18 protein-coding genes are annotated in these 16,067 nt (G+C 64.9%); 9 read left to right on the top strand and 9 right to left on the bottom strand.

What is annotated here, in order from left to right:
* Positions 1-16 precede the first annotated feature (16 nt).
* Positions 17-175 (top strand): hypothetical protein, encoded by a 159-nt coding sequence (locus ACWUI7_RS04960; protein ID WP_496641122.1) that lies wholly within the window; start codon positions 17-19, stop codon positions 173-175.
* A 22-nt stretch (positions 176-197) separates the two neighbouring features.
* On the opposite strand, the gene ACWUI7_RS04955 is transcribed toward ACWUI7_RS04960, so the two are convergent.
* Complete coding sequence (locus tag ACWUI7_RS04955) at positions 198-1,322, bottom strand: aminopeptidase (protein WP_496641121.1); 1,125 nt, start codon at positions 1,320-1,322, stop codon at positions 198-200.
* 106 nt (positions 1,323-1,428) lie between these two features.
* On the opposite strand from ACWUI7_RS04955, the gene ACWUI7_RS04950 reads away from it, so the two are divergent.
* Together ACWUI7_RS04950 and ACWUI7_RS04945 are read left to right on the top strand one after the other, a co-directional pair.
* Positions 1,429-2,004, top strand: coding sequence for a DUF192 domain-containing protein (locus ACWUI7_RS04950; RefSeq protein WP_496641120.1), 576 nt, complete (start codon positions 1,429-1,431; stop codon positions 2,002-2,004).
* Positions 2,005-2,067: 63 nt separating this feature from the next.
* The gene (locus ACWUI7_RS04945) at positions 2,068-2,871 is read left to right on the top strand and encodes a M14 family metallopeptidase (RefSeq protein ID WP_496641119.1); all 804 of its coding nucleotides are present in this window, start codon (positions 2,068-2,070) and stop codon (positions 2,869-2,871) included.
* A gap of 23 nt (positions 2,872-2,894) precedes the next feature.
* Here ACWUI7_RS04945 and ACWUI7_RS04940 read toward each other — a convergent pair whose 3' ends face one another.
* A complete protein-coding gene (locus tag ACWUI7_RS04940; protein WP_496641118.1) occupies positions 2,895-3,281 on the bottom strand; it encodes a cupin domain-containing protein in 387 nt (128 codons plus the stop codon).
* A 95-nt stretch (positions 3,282-3,376) separates the two neighbouring features.
* Between ACWUI7_RS04940 and ACWUI7_RS04935 the strand changes: the two genes are divergently transcribed.
* Positions 3,377-4,555 (top strand): CBS domain-containing protein, encoded by a 1,179-nt coding sequence (locus tag ACWUI7_RS04935; RefSeq protein WP_496641117.1) that lies wholly within the window; start codon positions 3,377-3,379, stop codon positions 4,553-4,555.
* A 457-nt stretch (positions 4,556-5,012) separates the two neighbouring features.
* Here the strand turns inward: ACWUI7_RS04935 and ACWUI7_RS04930 are convergent, their stop codons facing one another.
* The 3 genes from ACWUI7_RS04930 to ACWUI7_RS04920 all read right to left on the bottom strand — a co-directional run bounded on the left by ACWUI7_RS04930 (position 5,013) and on the right by ACWUI7_RS04920 (position 8,295).
* Positions 5,013-6,575: a hydroxymethylglutaryl-CoA lyase-like TIM-barrel protein gene (locus ACWUI7_RS04930; protein WP_496641449.1), complete on the bottom strand. Its 1,563-nt coding sequence runs from the start codon at positions 6,573-6,575 to the stop codon at positions 5,013-5,015.
* 337 nt (positions 6,576-6,912) lie between these two features.
* Positions 6,913-7,581, bottom strand: coding sequence for a CRISPR-associated protein Cas4 (locus ACWUI7_RS04925; protein WP_496641116.1), 669 nt, complete (start codon positions 7,579-7,581; stop codon positions 6,913-6,915).
* Between the two features lie 45 nt (positions 7,582-7,626).
* Positions 7,627-8,295, bottom strand: a complete 669-nt coding sequence (locus ACWUI7_RS04920) for a hypothetical protein (protein ID WP_496641115.1) — start codon at positions 8,293-8,295, stop codon at positions 7,627-7,629.
* 92 nt (positions 8,296-8,387) lie between these two features.
* On the opposite strand from ACWUI7_RS04920, the gene ACWUI7_RS04915 reads away from it, so the two are divergent.
* Genes ACWUI7_RS04915 through ACWUI7_RS04905 form a run of 3 tightly spaced genes read left to right on the top strand, consistent with a single transcriptional unit; the run spans position 8,388 to position 10,455 of the window.
* Entirely contained in the window at positions 8,388-8,975 is a 588-nt protein-coding gene (locus ACWUI7_RS04915) for a biotin transporter BioY (protein WP_496641114.1), read from the top strand.
* A complete protein-coding gene (locus tag ACWUI7_RS04910) occupies positions 8,972-9,745 on the top strand; it encodes an energy-coupling factor ABC transporter ATP-binding protein (protein ID WP_496641113.1) in 774 nt (257 codons plus the stop codon). The genes ACWUI7_RS04915 and ACWUI7_RS04910 overlap by 4 nt, the downstream gene beginning before the upstream one ends.
* Entirely contained in the window at positions 9,742-10,455 is a 714-nt protein-coding gene (locus ACWUI7_RS04905) for an energy-coupling factor transporter transmembrane component T family protein (RefSeq protein WP_496641112.1), read from the top strand. The genes ACWUI7_RS04910 and ACWUI7_RS04905 overlap by 4 nt, the downstream gene beginning before the upstream one ends.
* Here ACWUI7_RS04905 and ACWUI7_RS04900 read toward each other — a convergent pair.
* Positions 10,418-10,747: a DUF7853 family protein gene (locus ACWUI7_RS04900; RefSeq protein WP_496641111.1), complete on the bottom strand. Its 330-nt coding sequence runs from the start codon at positions 10,745-10,747 to the stop codon at positions 10,418-10,420. The two genes, ACWUI7_RS04905 and ACWUI7_RS04900, sit on opposite strands and share 38 nt — an antisense overlap.
* 150 nt (positions 10,748-10,897) lie before the next feature.
* Here ACWUI7_RS04900 and prf1 point away from each other — a divergent pair, with 150 nt between their 5' ends.
* Positions 10,898-12,151, top strand: coding sequence for a peptide chain release factor aRF-1 (prf1, locus tag ACWUI7_RS04895; RefSeq protein ID WP_496641110.1), 1,254 nt, complete (start codon positions 10,898-10,900; stop codon positions 12,149-12,151).
* Positions 12,152-12,186: 35 nt separating this feature from the next.
* On the opposite strand, the gene ACWUI7_RS04890 is transcribed toward prf1, so the two are convergent.
* Both ACWUI7_RS04890 and ACWUI7_RS04885 read right to left on the bottom strand, forming a co-directional pair.
* Entirely contained in the window at positions 12,187-12,624 is a 438-nt protein-coding gene (locus tag ACWUI7_RS04890; protein WP_496641109.1) for a metal-dependent transcriptional regulator, read from the bottom strand.
* 61 nt (positions 12,625-12,685) lie between these two features.
* Positions 12,686-13,171 (bottom strand): ferritin-like domain-containing protein, encoded by a 486-nt coding sequence (locus ACWUI7_RS04885; protein WP_496641108.1) that lies wholly within the window; start codon positions 13,169-13,171, stop codon positions 12,686-12,688.
* A gap of 180 nt (positions 13,172-13,351) precedes the next feature.
* Here ACWUI7_RS04885 and ACWUI7_RS04880 point away from each other — a divergent pair, with 180 nt between their 5' ends.
* Positions 13,352-14,695: an aminotransferase family protein gene (locus tag ACWUI7_RS04880; protein ID WP_496641107.1), complete on the top strand. Its 1,344-nt coding sequence runs from the start codon at positions 13,352-13,354 to the stop codon at positions 14,693-14,695.
* 30 nt (positions 14,696-14,725) lie between these two features.
* On the opposite strand, the gene sufD is transcribed toward ACWUI7_RS04880, so the two are convergent.
* Positions 14,726-15,940, bottom strand: a complete 1,215-nt coding sequence (gene sufD, locus ACWUI7_RS04875; RefSeq protein WP_496641106.1) for a Fe-S cluster assembly protein SufD — start codon at positions 15,938-15,940, stop codon at positions 14,726-14,728.
* Between the last annotated feature and the right edge of the window lie 127 nt (positions 15,941-16,067).

Raw genomic sequence — 16,067 nt, 5'->3', positions numbered from 1 at the left:
TCCGTTGGTGAGGGGCATGCAGTGTGAGAAGTGCGGGACCGATCACCCGGTCCACTACTGTGATGTCGACGGATTTGCGTACTATCTGTGTCTCCGTTGTTCGACCGAATGGGACGCCGTCCAGGACGCACAGGCGCCGCCGGTCGGGTCGATCGGCCAGTCGTCGGCGCTTTGAGCCGATCCCGCGGCGATACCGTTCAGGCCGCCTCGAAGCCGTCCTCCCACCGGAAGGTGCCGTCTCGCTGGATGACCTCGCCGTCGACCTCGAGTCGTGACCGTTCGCTCACGTCGGTGATCATGTCGACGTGTACCGCGCTTTCGGTCCCCGACTCGCCCTCGGGGAGACAGGCGTCGTAGGCCCGGCCGACCGCAAGGTGGACGGTGTCACCCATCTTCTCGTCGAAGAGGATCGAGTCGGTGAACCGGTCGATGCCGCGGTTCATCCCGACGCCGAGTTCACCAAGTCGCTTCGCGCCCGGGTCGGTCTCGAGGACGCTCTCTACGGCTGACTGGCCCTGAGCGGCGGTGACGTCGACGACCTCCCCGCGTTCAAACACGAGGTGCACGTCGCGCACGCGAGTCGCGTCAATCGTCATCGGCACGTCGAAGAAGGCCTCCCCCTCGGTCGCGTACGGCGCGGTAAACACCTCGCCTGAGGGGAGGTTGTGTGAGTCGTACGCGACCGACGCCGCGGAGTTGACCGCGGTTCGCCCGTCGATACGCATCTCCACGTCCGTGTCTGGTGCGTCCGCGCGCTCGGTGACAAGCCTGACACGCGCCCCCGCATCGAAGATCGTTTTCAACTGGGCCATCTCCTCGGCGAGTGACTCCCAGTCGCGAACCACCGCGTCGTACACGAAGTCGCGGTAGGCCTCGACTGACATGCCGGCCTGCTGGGCGAGCGCTCGGGTCGGGTGGACCGTCGACACCCAGTCGGTGGCCATACGCGCCTCGCGAACGCCCTCGCGCGCCGTCGCGTACGCTCGCCGCGTCTCACGGGGAACGTCAGCGGTCGCAGTCGTGTTTCGGCCGCCACCGAGCCGCAAGACGACGTCTGCGGCCTCATACAGCGCCCGGTCGACTGGCTGGTCATCGTCGACGTCGACCTCGCCCGCGGCGACCCCGCGGAGGTACCCGCGGGTGACCTCCGCCGAGTCGTACAGGGTCGTCACCGTCGCCCCACGCTCGCCGAGCTCTCGGGCGACCGCGACGGCCAACTCGTGAGCTCCCTCGGCCACGCTGAGGACGACATCGTCGCCCGCCGTCACCCGCGCGCTCCAGTCGACGAGCACCCTCGCGTGCTCGCGTACGCGTTCGTCCATGTCACAGCTTCGGCGGCGCCGGGCATAGGCGTTCCCGTCGGGGTGGTGCGTGTTCACTCACTGCTGCCGGCGACCGGTTTATGTCCGCCCGTCGACGATCGACCGTATGGACGCACCGACCGGATCGCGCAGACGACTTCTCGGTGTGGTCGCCGGCGCTGTGGGTGTGGGCGTCACCGGGTGTCTCGGCGGATCGTCGACCGCCGGTTCGACCGACGATGGCGGTGACGCCGGCGTGAACGCTGATACGACGGGCACAGGCGAAACCGATGCCCCACCGATCCACGCCGGCTACGACACCCGCGACGTCGTCGTCGAGACGGCCGCCGGTGACCGTCTCGGGGCAGTGACCGCCGCGGTCGCCGACACGCGCGCGCTGCGATACACTGGGTTGAGTGACACCACGTCGCTACCTGAAGACCGCGGCATGTTGTTCGTCCACGAACGCGAGCAAGGATTGACGTACGTGATGCGCGAGATGGACTTCGGTATCGACATCGTGTTCGCCGATACCGACCGCGTGATCACCGAGATACACCACGCTCCGGCGCCGGGACCGGATGAGGACGGTGAAAGCCAGCGCTATCCGGGTCGCGGAAAGTACGTGCTCGAGGTCGGATACGACTGGACGACAGCCCGGGACGTCGCCGCCGGCGACGTGCTCCGGTTCGACCCGGTGTGAGCGGTCGTCAGCCGAGACGCGTCGATCCGAACGCCACTTACCCGCCCGGGGCCAGATGCGTGTATGGAGGTTCACGAGCTCGGAGAGGGTCCAGCCGAGGTCGCGGTTGTCGGCGCGATTCACGGAGACGAGCCCTGTGGCGCCAGTGCAGTTGAGCGGCTGATAGAAGAGGCGCCGGCGGTCGAGCGTGCCGTGAAGCTGATCGTCGCGAACGAGGAGGCGCTTGCGGCCGGCGAGCGCTATCTCGAAGCCGATCTCAACCGGTCGTTCCCCGGTGACCCGGACGCAGACACACACGAGGAACGGCTCGCTCACCGGCTCCACGCAGAACTCGGCGGCTGTACGACCCTTGCGATCCACTCGACACAGTCATACGCCGAGCCGTTCGCTGTCGTCGACTCGATGGACGAGGTCGCCCGTGCGGTCGCCCCGCACCTTCCGGTCGACGCGGTGGTTCAGACGGACGCGATCACCGAAGGGCGGCTCATCGAACAGCCGCACACCCTCGAAATCGAAGCCGGGCTACAAGGGTCGACTGAAGCGGCCGACAACGCCTACTGGGTCACCCGGGCGTTCCTCGCCGCGACCGGTGTGCTCGCGGTCCCGGCTGCGGACGGCGTAGTCGACGCCGGCGGCCGCGAGGCCGTGCCGGTGTTTCGGCTCCACGAACGGATCCCGAAGCCGGCCGCGACGAAGTACAAAGTGTTCGCACACAACTTCGAGCGCGTCGAGGCCGGCGAACGGTTCGCAACCGCAGACGGAGAGCCGGTCCGCGCGGAGACGGACTTCTATCCGGTGTTGCTCTCGGCGGAGGGGTACCGCGACCAATTCGGGTACGTTGCAGAGCGCGTCGGCGTACTCGAGTGAGTCGCGGGCGACTGGTCGGTCAGCTACTCGACGAGGTCGATCTCGTCGTCACCGTTCGGCACCGCACAGATGAACGCGCCCGGCTCGCTCCCCTCGTTACGGTACCAGTGTTCGACGCCGGCCGGGATCAACAGCGCGTCGCCGGCGGAGACGACGTGCTCTTCCTCGCCGATTCCGACGACGTACTCGCCGTCAAGTACGTACTGCTCGTGTTCGATCGCGTTGGTGTGCCGCGGGACCGTACTCTCCGGATCGAGTTCGAACCGACGGATGGCGAACGTTGGTGCGCCGTCGGATTCATCGAGCAAGACCGCCTTCTGGAGCCCCTCGGCAGCGTCGACCGGGTCAGCACTCACCGACTCGTGGCGTACGATCACGGGCTCCGGATGAGTTTCCCCCATATCAGCCATACCTGACGCTCACGCCCGTCGAACATAAAACGGTGGCTCGGTCCTCGATGCGTACAGGCCCGATACTTATGCGGCTACCGCGTGAAATGACACTCATGCGTGGAATTCACGTCGGAACCATCGTCGGTATCCCCATCCGACTCAACTGGACGTTCCTGATCGTCCTGCCGCTTTTCGCGTACCTCATCGGGTCTGAGGTGGGAACGATTGCAGGCGTGATGAACGAGACGCTCGGTGCAGGTATCGACCCGGCAGCGATCGGCTCGGGCACCATCACTTGGGTACTCGGACTGACCGCGGTTATCGGCCTCTTCGCCGGCGTCTTGCTCCACGAACTCGGCCACTCAGTCGTCGCGATGCGGTACGGCTACGAGATCGAGTCGATAACGCTGTGGCTTCTCGGCGGGCTCGCGAACTTTGCGGCGTTCCCCGACGACTGGCGCCACGAACTCACCATCGCTATCGCCGGCCCGATCGTCAGTGTCGGCGTCGGCGGCGTCTGTTACGTCATCTTTCGACTCGCCCCCGCCGGTGCTGACGCGCTGTTGTTCGTCTCCGGCTACCTCGCGCTGTTGAACGTCGTCCTCGCGGGATTCAACATGCTTCCGGCGTTCCCGATGGACGGCGGCCGCGTGTTGCGGGCGCTCTTGGCTCGGCGCCAGCCGCGCGCACAGGCGACCCAGCGAGCTGCGGCGGTCGGAAAGGTATTCGCGTTTCTGCTCGGGCTCTTTGGTCTGTTGTCGTTTCAATTGTTGTTGATCGCACTCGCCTTTTTCATCTACGTCGCCGCCTCAGGCGAGGCCCAACAGACAACGCTTCAAGCCGTCTTTGAAGACGTCACCGTCAGCGATGTAATGACGCCAGGCGCGGAGTTACACACCGTCACCGCAGAGACGTCGGTGGCCGAGTTGATGCACCGGATGTTCGAGCAACGACACACCGGCTATCCAGTAATGGACGGCGACGACCTTGTCGGGATGGTCACGCTTGAAGACGCCCGTGACGTACGCGAGGTCGAACGCGACGCACACCACGTCGGAGACGTAATGGCGACCGATATCGCCTCGGTGACGACGGACACCGACGCGATGACCGCGCTTCAGGTCATGCAAAAAAACGGGATCGGACGACTGCCCGTCGTCGATCATACGGGACAGCTCGTCGGACTCATCTCGCGGTCAGACCTGATGACCGCGTTCAACATCATCCAGACCGGTGGCAGACCTCGAGGCGGATCATCTCGCCGGCCCGACGACGGCCGCCGGCTGGTGTGATACGCGAAAAAACGAGATCTACAGGCGGTACAAGACGAGTGCCCCGGGGTCGTACGGAAATCGGATATTTCCGTGATGACGAGATGCTTTGCGTCTCGAACCACTTGACCTCGGAGGTGAAGCCGACCAACATATTTAATATTCAACACTTCGTATCAACTGGTAACGACCGCGAATATTGAAGACCTCAATATGAAGTGGTCGCTCGGTTGGTGAAAATGCGGCACCTCTCACCCCCCGCGTCTTCGACGTGGTGAGACGGATGTTGTCGGGTGAGGTGGAGCCGCCGACCCTCACGGACGCACCGAGTGTTCGGGTGTTAATTTCAATCAACCCGTATGGGGAGGTCGAAGGGAATTAAATTCGCCTGCGACGGCACGACCCGCTTTCGTGCGTGCGGTCAACACGGTGAAGCCTCGGGGCGTGTCCCCGAGGCACTTCAGCCTGCCGTCCTGACTCAGTCGTCTGCGGAACCGGCAGACGTCGACGCACCCACCGTGGCCGAGCCGTCATCAGACGATTCGAGCGCCGAAAGCCGGTCGAGTGCGTCGACCATGGCGACGACACTCGCCCGAGTGATGTCCGCGTCGGACGCCGAGACCGACACAGACTGGTCCCCACGTGAGAGGTCGACCGCCACGGTGACCACAGCGTCTGTTCCGCCGGTGATGGCGTCGACGTGGTAGGCGTCAAGCTCGAAGGCCGTCTCGTCGACTCCCTCCGTTCCGTCTGCGAGCGCGGCACGAACCGCTTCGAGGCCGGCGTCGACTGGTCCAGAGCCGGTGCCGGCCGCCATCCGCTCGTCGTCCCCTACTCGAAGCTTGACCGACGCGGAGGGGAGATTCCCACCAGAGGTCGCAGAGAGGTCGACGAGTTCGACATGACGGTCGCGTTCACGACCCTGGACGTCCTCCGTGATCGCGAGCAGGTCGGCGTCGGTGACGCGCTTTCCGCGGTCACCGAGGTCTTTCACCCGCGTGACGACCTCGTGGAGCTCGTCGTCGTCGAACTCAAGATCGTGTTCAGCGAGCGCAGCTGCGACACCCGCCCGCCCGGCGTGTTTGCCCAGTACGAGTCGGCGCTCTCTGCCGACCGTCTCCGGCGCGTACGGCTCGTACATTGTGCCGTCTTTGAGCGTGCCATCGGTGTGGATCCCCGACTCGTGTGCAAAGGCGTTCGCACCACACACTGCCTTGTTCGGGGGGAGTGCGACGCCAGTCGCCTCCGAGACGCGCCGGCAAAGCCGGTAGAGTCGGTCAAGCTGGACCGTCTCGACGTCGTAACATTGGTCGAGTGCGATGGCGACCTCCTCGAGTGCAACGTTGCCAGCTCGCTCGCCGACGCCCGTCACGGTGCCGTGGACGGTGTCGGCACCGGCACGCAGGCCCGCGTGGACGTTTGTGAGCCCGAAGCCGAGGTCGTCGTGCGTGTGAAGACTCGTCGGGCCGAGCGCGGCGAGCCGTGAGACAACGTCCGCGGTGCGCTCGGGGCCAGCCGCTCCAACAGTGTCACAGTAACAGATGCGGTCTGCACCCGCGTCGAGCCCAGCACCGAGTAGTCGTTCAAGATAGTCGAGGTCGGCCCGCGAACCGTCCTCGCCGAGCACCTCGACCCAGAGGCCGTGATCTGTAGCGTACTCGACGAGCTCGACGGTGGTCTCGACGACGGCATCACGGCTTGAGCCGACCTTTGTCTCGACGTGTTTGTCAGAGGCTGGGACGACGAGGTTGACGCCGTCGACGCCGCAGTCCAGCGCGTGGTCGATGTCCGACTGGACCCCGCGCGCGAAGCTGGTGACGGTGGCGTCGAGGCCCGCCGTAGCGACGCGGCGGATGCCCTCCCGCTCGCCGGCTGAGGTGCACGCCGAGCCGGCCTCGATGATGTGGACGCCCGTGGCGTCGAGTTCACGGGCCACGTCGACCTTCTCGGTCGGCGTGAGCGAGACGCCGGGCATCTGCTCGCCGTCGCGCAGTGTCGTATCTAAGAGCTGTACCTCGTCGAGGGTGGTAAGTTGGGTCAAAACGGTCTCCGTCGTCGCAGGGTGGTCGCTGCCGCCGTCGGTTCGCGTGGGTCGGTCGTCGGGGGAGTGGTCACGGTCGGTGAATTTCGCGGCCAGCCGCCGCGAGGCGACTTGCTCTATCCTCCGAACGACCACGAGCGTCTCGTGTCATTCGTACCCGTGGCGAAGGGACACACCGTATTAAATCGGACGGTTATTCCGGGGTGATAGCCGAGCAATCGTCGATGATTGCCGGTGATTGGCGACGATCCTTCGTCGAGCTCCCGAAGCTAGCGTGCTACGGGCGGCCCGCGCATACAGCGCCTGGATTTGTTCGTCTGTAGTGAGGTTTGCCAATTCACTCGCCCAAGCGCAACACCGACCGGAGGGTGCGTCGGCTCGGCCCACACGTCTCGCGGTACGCACAGCTCTGACAGCGGTTATCGGCGACCCGTGCGGGAGGGCCGTCTATCGCCCGCACCGCTCGCACTGTCCGCCGATAGGCGGCCTTCCGCCGGGTCGTGAGCCGTACCGACCGGACGACGCCGACCGCCGGGTATTCGACGAGGGCTCGCGGGATCTCTCGCTCTCGTTCCCACGCGAGTGCCTTCGCCGCCGCCACCGCACGGACCGACTGCGGCTCCCAGACGCCATGCTCCGGGGGCTCCCCGGGTGAACAGACGACCGGTGTCGGCGCTCGATCTGCGTCGCCCGACAGCAGTTTGTGAACGACCCCACGACACTCTCGACCGGTGAGGACGGTCCGCGTCGCCGCCGGGTCGACGAGGTGGTCGTACTCGGGTCGTTCACGCACCTGCGCGAGGTTTCGCCGGTACACTGCCGGCTCGCGGCGGATCGGCAGTCGACGAAGTGTTGCGTCCGACGCGGTCGCCAGCTCGGGATACCGGTACGCCAACTCGATCCGCTCACGGGCTACAGCCGGCACCTCACGGTCCTCGTCGCGCCAGCGGTAGTACAACTGTCGCGGACAGTATGCGGCCGACGCCAGGTCGCTAAAGGCGATCACGCGGTGGGGTGGCCGCGGCTTCAGTAATAACCGCTTGGGGTCAGTTCACAAAGAAACGTCCGTCTCGATGTCTTCGGTCGCCTCGCGAAGGCCGTCTTCTCTGGCCGTCGCTGCGTGTGACTCGCTGAGGTCCGCGTCGGTGAGCAGCGATCGAAACTCGTCGCGGAACCGGTCGTTCACCCGGGCCGACGCAAGGTCTGCCCGTGCCGCCGGGAGGGCTCGTTCGACGGCTCCAACCGGTGCATTGAGGCGGCGTGCACACGCCTCGGCCGACCGATCGGGGTCAGCTGCGAGCAGTTGCTGAAGCGCCGCATATGGAGCCACGGTTTCCCTGTCGCTCGCGCGAACGAGGTGGAGGTCGAGGCGGGACCGCCGCACGGTCTCGGGGCCGATCTCTTCGTCCGCCTCGTCCACGTCGTCTACACCATCACGCCGGTCGAACTCCTCGCGGGCCTCAAGCGCGTCCGTGATCGCCTCGTCCGACTCGCCGTCGAAGACCCCGCGTGCGACCCGCTCGTAGGCTGCGGTCGAGAGATCGGATTCGAAGGACTCCCGCTCGCGCATCGTCTCGACGATCGCTACGATGCGGCCCGCCACAGTCGCCTCGTCGCGGTCAACGAGGCTGCCGGGTGACGCCTCCTGTCGCTCGGTGACTGTCTCTTCGCCCGTTGCTTCGAGGAACACGTCTCGAAGGTGTTCGGTCTGCTCGTCCATGATGGAGCCGTCGCCGTCGGCGGTGATAAACCGCGCGCCAAACCCGATTGTAAACCGGTACACTAAATGTGGTTTACGAACCATCTGGTTGCATGTCGACACGGTCCGAGACCGTCGAGCTCGTTGCAGACGGGACGGCACGTAACCTCGCGCGAGCGGCGTTGTTCGCGGCGCTCGTCGGGGCGTTTGCGTATGTCACCTTCCCGAATCCCGTCTCTCCCGTCTCCGTGACGCTACAGGTGCTCGGCGTCTTCCTTGCGGGCGTCTACTTGGGCCCGGTGTGGGGTGGCGTTTCGCTCGTGTTTTATCTTGTCGCTGGCGCGCTCGGGGCCCCGGTGTTTCAGGGTGGAACAGGCGGAATCGGGGCCATCGTGGGGCAATCCGGCGGGTACCTCCTTTCGTATCCGGTTGCCGCGGTGCTCGTCGGTGGAATCGTCCACCGCGGGCCCACGCTCCGCGACCCGCGCATGGTCCGCCCCGCTGTCCTCGTCGCCGCGATGGTTCTCGGCACCATCGTGATCTACACCGCCGGGGTCCTCGGGCTCGTCGTCGTGTTGTCGCTCACAATTTCTGAGGCGGTCACGGTCGGCGCGGTCGCGTTCCTCCCGGCAGAGGCGATAAAAATCGCGGCCGCAGTCGGGATCGTCCGCTCTGACGTCGTCAGCGCCACCGGCCAATGATCGACGTCGATGGCGTCACCGTTCGATACGACGTGAGTCAGGTCGGTGGCGACCGAGCCGAGCCGGACGAGAACACCAGTTCATCCGATATTGTCGCCGTCGACGACGTCTCATTGCGGATCGACGACGGCGAGTTCGTCGTCCTCGCCGGCGCGAATGGCTCGGGCAAGTCGACGCTCGTCCGGACGTTCAACGGCCTCGTTGAGCCCACGACGGGCACCGTCTCGGTCGACGGGACCCCTGTTGAGTCCGATCTCGTGAGCGCCCGCTCGGCGGTCGCCATGGTGTTCCAGACGCCGCGCGACCAGTTCGTTGCGCCGACCGTCGCCGCCGATGTCGCCTTCGGCCCCGAGAATCTCGGACTTCCGCGCGAGGAGATCGACCGGCGTGTCGCGGCCGCACTCGACGCGGTCGACCTAGCCGGCCGCGGCGACACCCGGATTGCGGCGCTCTCTGGGGGCGAACAACAACGAACCGCCATCGCGGGGGCGATGGCGATGGCCCCCACGCATCTCGTCTGTGACGAACCGTTCACGGGACTTGACGAGCCGGCACGTCGGACCGTCCTCAGGCGCCTCCGATCGCTCGCCGCAGAGGGGACGAGCATCATCGTGGTAACTCACGACCTCCGCGACGTTCTAGGCCTCACAGACCGACTTATCGGACTGGACGACGGCCGGCTCGTCGTGAACGGACTGCCTGCGTCGGTCATGGCCGATCTTGCTGACCACGGCGTTCGCGTGCCACCCTTCAGTAGTGTGGAACGATGACGCTCGCGTACGTACCGGGCGACTCGCTCGCTCATCGTCTTGACCCCCGCGTGAAACTCGTCGTCCAGGCTGGCTTTACCGCGGCCGTCTACGCGACACACTCACCCCGCGGGCTGCTCTTTGCGACGCCGCTCGCCGTTGGCTGTCTGTGGGCGGCTGATGGTGGCATCGGTGACGTGTGGGCGTTCCGCTTTGCGTTGCCGATGCTGCTTGTCGCCCCAGTCGCTGCTGGCCTCACGCTTGGTGAGCCCTGGATACAGCCGGACCGCACAGCTACCACCGCGCTCGCGAGTTACCGAGTTGGACTGATTCTTGTCGTTGCGGCCGCCTACGTTCGGTCGACGACGGTTCGCGAGTCACGCGCTGCGGTACAACACACGGTTCCCGGCCGCCCCGGCGCGGCGCTGGGACTCGGAGTCGCGCTCGTCTTCCGCGCCCTGCCGCGCTTGGCTGCCGACCTCCGTCGCGCTCGCGAGGCGGTTCACGCCCGCGGCGGCGGCGCCCGTCCCGTCCACCTGCGAATGCGAGCGGTCGCGACCGTCGGCGTTCGCCGAACGCTCTCGCGGGCAGACCGACTTGGAACGGCGATGGCGGCGCGGTGTCTCTCGTGGAACCCAACACTTCCGGCGCTCACATTCGGTCGCACCGACGCCATCGCGCTCGCACTCGGTCTCAGTCTGTTCGCCATTGGCGTGGTGAACGCCCGGTGAGTGCCGGTGAGCCAGCGTGTTCTCGAATCCGTCTGAGTACCGCTCTCGCGGCGGCGCGATCCCGAAGTGGGGCATCTGCGAGGTACTCGACCAGCGCCGCACGGAGGAGCTGCCGCCCGGATCGATCGAGGGGGCTACTGTCTTCGACCCGGATGAGGGCGCGTCGGTAGTGACTCTCGTCTTCCCCCGCGTTGACGGCGCGCTCGTAGGCGTTGAGCAACGCCGCGTGAGCGACCCATTCCTCCACACCCGAGGTGATGAGGCGGGTCGATCCGTCTTGGGGAGACGTCATTCACCTGGGTCTCCAGATGAAGCGATATAAAGCTACCTTCCGGTGGATGCGGCCGTGATCTGACCGCCCGCTCGACACGTCGTCCCCGCAGAGACGGAAAGTCGGGTATCTTTACTGTCCTGGCACCTTCGATGCCGATAAGAGACCAGCATGAGCGATACGAGTACCACGAGCGACTCTGCAGACAGACGGAAGTACGAATTCCGCAAAGTCATAGAGGAGCTCAAGTCGTACGAGGGCTCCGGCACGCAACTCGTCACGATCTACATCCCCGAAGACAGACAGATCTCCGACGTTGTCGCCCACGTCACCCAAGAACACAGCGAGGCGTCCAACATCAAGTCCAAACAAACGCGGACGAACGTCCAAGACGCTCTTACGAGCATCAAAGACCGACTCCGTTACTACGACACCTTCCCACCAGAAAACGGGATCGTGATCTTCTCTGGCGCCATCGACACTGGTGGGGGCCAGACGGACATGGTGACCCGTACGCTCGACTCGCCCCCACAGCCGGTCGAGTCATTCCGGTACCACTGCGACTCGGACTTCCTTACGGAGCCGTTAGAGCACATGCTCACCGACTCCGGGCTCTTCGGGCTCATCGTCTTAGACCGCCGAGAAGCGAACGTCGGCTGGTTAAAAGGCAAGCGGGTCGAACCGGTCAAGTCCGCCTCCTCGCTCGTCCCCGGCAAACAACGCAAAGGCGGTCAGTCCGCCCAGCGGTTCGCCCGCCTCCGGCTCGAGGCTATCGACAACTTCTATCAGGAGGTCGCGGGCATGGCGAACGATCTCTTCGTCGACAAGCGTCACGAGCTCGACGGCGTACTCGTCGGCGGCCCCTCCCCGACCAAAGACGAATTTCTCGACGGCGACTACCTCCACCACGAGCTCCAAGACAAGGTGCTCGGGAAGTTCGACGTCGCGTACACCGACGAGTCCGGGCTGAAAGACCTCGTCGACGCCGCGAGCGACGCGCTCGCCGATCAAGAGATAGTCGAGGATAAACGCCAGATGGAGGAGTTCTTCGAGAACCTCAACACCGGCGAGGAGGCCACCTACGGCTTCGAACAGACCCGCCGAAACCTCATCATGGGATCAGTCGACCGGCTCCTCATCTCGGAGGATCTTCGCTCTGACGTGATCGTCTACGAGTGTCCAAACGGTCACGAGGAATTCGAGGTCGTCGATGCCCGCCACTCGACGCCCGACCACGAGTGCTCTGAGTGCGGTGAGTCGGCGGCTGTCGAAGCACGCGAGGACGTCATCGAGCACCTCATGTCGATCGCTGAACAGCGCGGCACGGAGACAAAGTTCATCTCGACAGACTTCGAGAAAGGCGAACAGCTGCTTGACGCCTTCGGCGGTATCGCTGGTATCCTTCGCTATTCGACTGGCGTCTGACCCGGCTACCTACGCGCTCGCACAGCGCGCGTCCATCACTCTGATTCGACCGGCGCGGTCACCGCCTCCAGACACGCGCAGGCGTCGCTGTCGGGGTCGAAACAGTCTGGACACTCCGGCTGTCGGTCGATTATCGTATCGAGACGCTCGGCGACAGTGTCATCGATGACTGCCTCGAGTTCGCGCGCCTCTTCACGGAACGCTTCGACGGCGAGCACGTTCGCGAGGAAGCGCTCGATGATGCAGTACGTTTGCAGTGCTTCGCGCGCCTTGAAGATGCCGTCGTCGGTGAGCCTGACGCCTTTGTACTTCTCGTGTTCGGCGAGTCCGCGGGATTCGAGTTTCCCGATCATCTCGTTCGCGCTTGCCGGGCTCACGTCGAGCGCGTCGGCTATTGACCCGGTTGAGGCGGGTCCGTCCTCTTGCTGCTGTACGACGTATATCGTCTTGAGGTACTGGTCTGCGGTGTTCACGGCTCCCCTCCGTCGGCGGTCGCTGCGGTAGCGATCTCAGTCGGTGGCTCCCCTGTCTCACTCATCGTCGCTCCATGACGGCGGTAACCTCGCTCACACCCTCGGCTTCCTCCTCGCGTATCGCCCGCAGCGTCTCGAGTAGCGCCGACCGATCGAGTGAGAACGTCGCGTCCGACTCCACAATTGCCTCAATGAGGTCGTCATAGAACTTGTAGGCGGTCTCTTCGTTACACAGCTGGTCGTACAACACGCCGTCGAAATCCTCCGGTCGTGTCTGGCCGTATCGCGCGTCAACTAACGACTCAATCTCTTCAAACGGCACACTGTCGACGCCCAGCGCGTCCACCAGCGCTTCGAGCCGACCACGGTGATCTGCGGACTCTGCGGCGGCCTCGGCGAGTAACGTCTCTACCTCCTCGTCGAGCGCTTCGTCGAGGCTCTCGGTGTGATGGTGTGCTCGTGCCTCGACGACCTGCTCTAAGACAATCCCAATCTGGAGCAACCGAGCGAGCTGGTCGTCTGAGGTGACCCGCTGACTGACGCTCACGGCGACCACCCGTCGCGCTGTGCACCCGTTCGCATAGTCGAACCGTCGGGCCCGTCCGGACTTAAGCCGTTCCCTCACACTACGGTGCTTGCGCCCGCGCGTTCTATGCGGTCTCAACCATTGCGGTGATCGGTGCCGGGTGGCTGTCGAGTTATATACCCACTCTGTGACTGGCTCCTGATGAGTGTACTGTTCAAGTGGGGTGCCGGGCGGAACCCTGACCACCCCACCATCGTCGACGCACACGACGCTGTTCTCGTAACGGCGGACGGCGACGAGATTGTTGATGCGGCCGCGGGCGCAGCCGTCGTCAATCTCGGCCACTCACTCGACGGTATCGGGGCCGTCATGGCCGACCAAGCCGACCGCGTTGGCTACGTCTCGACCTCACACTTCCGGACGCCGTCGGTTGAATCCGTCGCCGACCGACTGGCCGCGATGACGCCCGGTGACCTCGACACCGCGTTCTTCGTCACGTCGGGCAGTGAGGCGGTCGAGTCGGCGATCAAGCTCGCTCGAGACTACCACGTCGCCCGTGGTGAGCCGACGCGACAGACGGTGATCAGCCGATGGCAGTCGTACCATGGGGCGACGCTCGGTGCGCTCTCGGCGTCGGGTAACACCGACCGCCGAGCGACATATGCCCCGCTGCTCCACGAGTGGCCGAAGATCGCCCCGGCCGATCCCGCCCGCTGGGATCACCGCGGTGACCCGGAAACCCAGGCGATCGCTGCTGCGGCGGAACTCGACCGGCTCATCCGACGGACCGGCCCAGAAACCGTTGCCGCGTTCATCGCCGAGCCCGTCGGGGGTGCGAGCCTGCCGGCGGCGCGACCCCACCCGGCGTACTACCGCGAGGTGGCCCGCATCTGTGCGACACACGACGTGTTGTTCATCGCCGACGAGGTGATGGTCGGCTTTGGCCGAACGGGTGACGCGTTCGCCTGTACAGGGCTCGATGTGACGCCAGATCTCCTGGTGCTCGGTAAGGGGCTCTCTGCGGGATACGCACCGATCAGCGCCACGATGGCGCGTGACCACGTCGTTGAGACGCTCGAGACTCACACTCACTCGTTCGCTCACGGTCACACCTACAGCGCCACGCCAATTTCGACTGCTGTTGCCGACCACGTGCTTGACCACTACACCCCGGCGTTGTACGCGGCGGTTCGCCGGCGAGGCGAGCGTCTCGAGTCGGCCCTCGCGCCGCTCCGCGAGAGCCCGATCGTTGGTGAGCTTCGGCGCGTGGGCCTACAGATCGGAATCGAGTTCGTCACAGACCGGTCGACGAACAGCCCATTCGACCCCGATACGGCGGTCACGAGGCGCGTGTACGACGCTGCACTCGAGAACGGCGTCTACACATATCCTGGCGGCGGGAGCGCCGACGGCCGCGCCGGTGACCATCTGATGCTTACGCCGCCGCTCACCGTCGACGATGAGACAATAGCGACGATCGGTCGCGGTGTCGTCGACGCCGTCGGTCAGACGGCCGATGCGCTCAATGGTATGGCGTCCAAGTGAGCGAAAAAATCCGTTTCGCTGCTGTCGTGTCTACGCGAGTCGCGCTTGGACGAGGTCCTCTACGTCCTGCCGGAACTCGTCGACCGCGATCTCTTCGAGGACGGGAACGAAGAAGCCCTCAACGAGCATGTTTCGCGCCGACCGCGAGTCGACCGACCGACTCTCTAGATAGAACAGGTCTTCTGCGTCGACCTGCCCGACCGTCGCCGAGTGTGACGCCTCGGTGTCGTGGTTGTGGATAATCAGCTTCGGTGACGCGTCCGCTTCGGCCTCATCCGAGAGCATCAACGTATTTTCTCGCTGATAGCTCGAGGTGTTCCACGCGTCGTCGCCGACGTCCTGGACTCCCTCGTACACCGAGCGGGCAACGTCGTCGAGTACGCCGCGCGTGACGAGGTCGGCCGTCGTGTGCTCAGCCTGGTGCCAGACACGAGCGTTGACGTCGAAGTGCTGGTCTTCGCCGCCGAAGAACGTCCCGACGATCTGGCTCTCGGAGCCGTCGCCGTTCAGCTCGGTCTCGACGTCGGACCGGGTGAGCTTCGAGCCGAAGTTGCTCTCGATCCAGTCGATCGTCGCGTACGTGTCGGTCACGCCGCGCTTCAGCGAGTAGGTGTACGTCTCGTCGTCGAGGTTCTGTAGCGACCCGAACTGGACGTCGGCGTTCTCGCCGCCGACGATCTCGACGAGATTCGAGAAGTATCGGTCGCCGTCGACGTCGCCGTCACCCGAGGTGATCGACTCCAGGATCGTCACCGACGACGACTCCTCGGCCACGACGAGCGTCTGACTGAACAACGACCGTGAGTTCATCTCTGCACGGACGGTGACGTCCTCGACGTCGACGCCCTCGGGGACGTAGACGAACGTCCCGGTCGTGAACAGTGCGACCGACAGTGCGGTGAGATAGTTCTCGGTTGGGTCAAGCACCGTTCCGAAGTGCGCCTCGAGAACGTCACCGTACTCGTCGAACGCCTCGGTGAACGGCGCGACGACGACTTCGTCGCTGCCGCCGTCTCGCTGGGTCGCGTCGGACTGATTCAGCGGGTCGACGAGCGCCTCGAAGTTGAGCGCCTCGAGGTCGGTCCAGCGACGCCCGGGCGTCTGGATGACGTCGGGCAACTCGGCCGTCTCGAGCGCCTCGAGCGCTTCGAGGCGGGCTTCGAGGAGCCACTTGGGCTCGTCTCGGTCGTCGGCGATGCGTCGTACTGTGTCCTCAGAGAGGCTCTCGATTGCTTGTGTGCTCATGATGGATTACCCGAGCGAGCCCTCCATTTCGAGTTCGACGAGTCGGTTGAGTTCGACCGCGTACTCGATCGGGAGTTCTTCCGTGATCGGTTCGATGAATCCGGAGACGATCATTTGTTTTGCGTCG

The sequence above is a fragment of the Halorubrum orientale genome, from assembly GCF_059623105.1.
This window is presented reverse-complemented; position numbering and strand designations above follow the sequence as displayed.

Bases quoted from the DNA above. Each gene is read 5' to 3' on its own strand.
- ACWUI7_RS04960 (WP_496641122.1), top strand. From the start codon at position 17: ATGCAGTGTGAGAAGTGCGGGACCGATCACCCGGTCCACTACTGTGAT.
- ACWUI7_RS04955 (WP_496641121.1), bottom strand. From the start codon at position 1,322: ATGGACGAACGCGTACGCGAGCACGCGAGGGTGCTCGTCGACTGGAGC.
- ACWUI7_RS04950 (WP_496641120.1), top strand. From the start codon at position 1,429: ATGGACGCACCGACCGGATCGCGCAGACGACTTCTCGGTGTGGTCGCC.
- ACWUI7_RS04945 (WP_496641119.1), top strand. From the start codon at position 2,068: ATGGAGGTTCACGAGCTCGGAGAGGGTCCAGCCGAGGTCGCGGTTGTC.
- ACWUI7_RS04940 (WP_496641118.1), bottom strand. From the start codon at position 3,281: ATGGCTGATATGGGGGAAACTCATCCGGAGCCCGTGATCGTACGCCAC.
- ACWUI7_RS04935 (WP_496641117.1), top strand. From the start codon at position 3,377: ATGCGTGGAATTCACGTCGGAACCATCGTCGGTATCCCCATCCGACTC.
- ACWUI7_RS04920 (WP_496641115.1), bottom strand. From the start codon at position 8,295: ATGGACGAGCAGACCGAACACCTTCGAGACGTGTTCCTCGAAGCAACG.
- ACWUI7_RS04915 (WP_496641114.1), top strand. From the start codon at position 8,388: ATGTCGACACGGTCCGAGACCGTCGAGCTCGTTGCAGACGGGACGGCA.
- ACWUI7_RS04910 (WP_496641113.1), top strand. From the start codon at position 8,972: ATGATCGACGTCGATGGCGTCACCGTTCGATACGACGTGAGTCAGGTC.
- ACWUI7_RS04905 (WP_496641112.1), top strand. From the start codon at position 9,742: ATGACGCTCGCGTACGTACCGGGCGACTCGCTCGCTCATCGTCTTGAC.
- ACWUI7_RS04900 (WP_496641111.1), bottom strand. From the start codon at position 10,747: ATGACGTCTCCCCAAGACGGATCGACCCGCCTCATCACCTCGGGTGTG.
- prf1 (WP_496641110.1), top strand. From the start codon at position 10,898: ATGAGCGATACGAGTACCACGAGCGACTCTGCAGACAGACGGAAGTAC.
- ACWUI7_RS04880 (WP_496641107.1), top strand. From the start codon at position 13,352: ATGAGTGTACTGTTCAAGTGGGGTGCCGGGCGGAACCCTGACCACCCC.
- sufD (WP_496641106.1), bottom strand. From the start codon at position 15,940: ATGAGCACACAAGCAATCGAGAGCCTCTCTGAGGACACAGTACGACGC.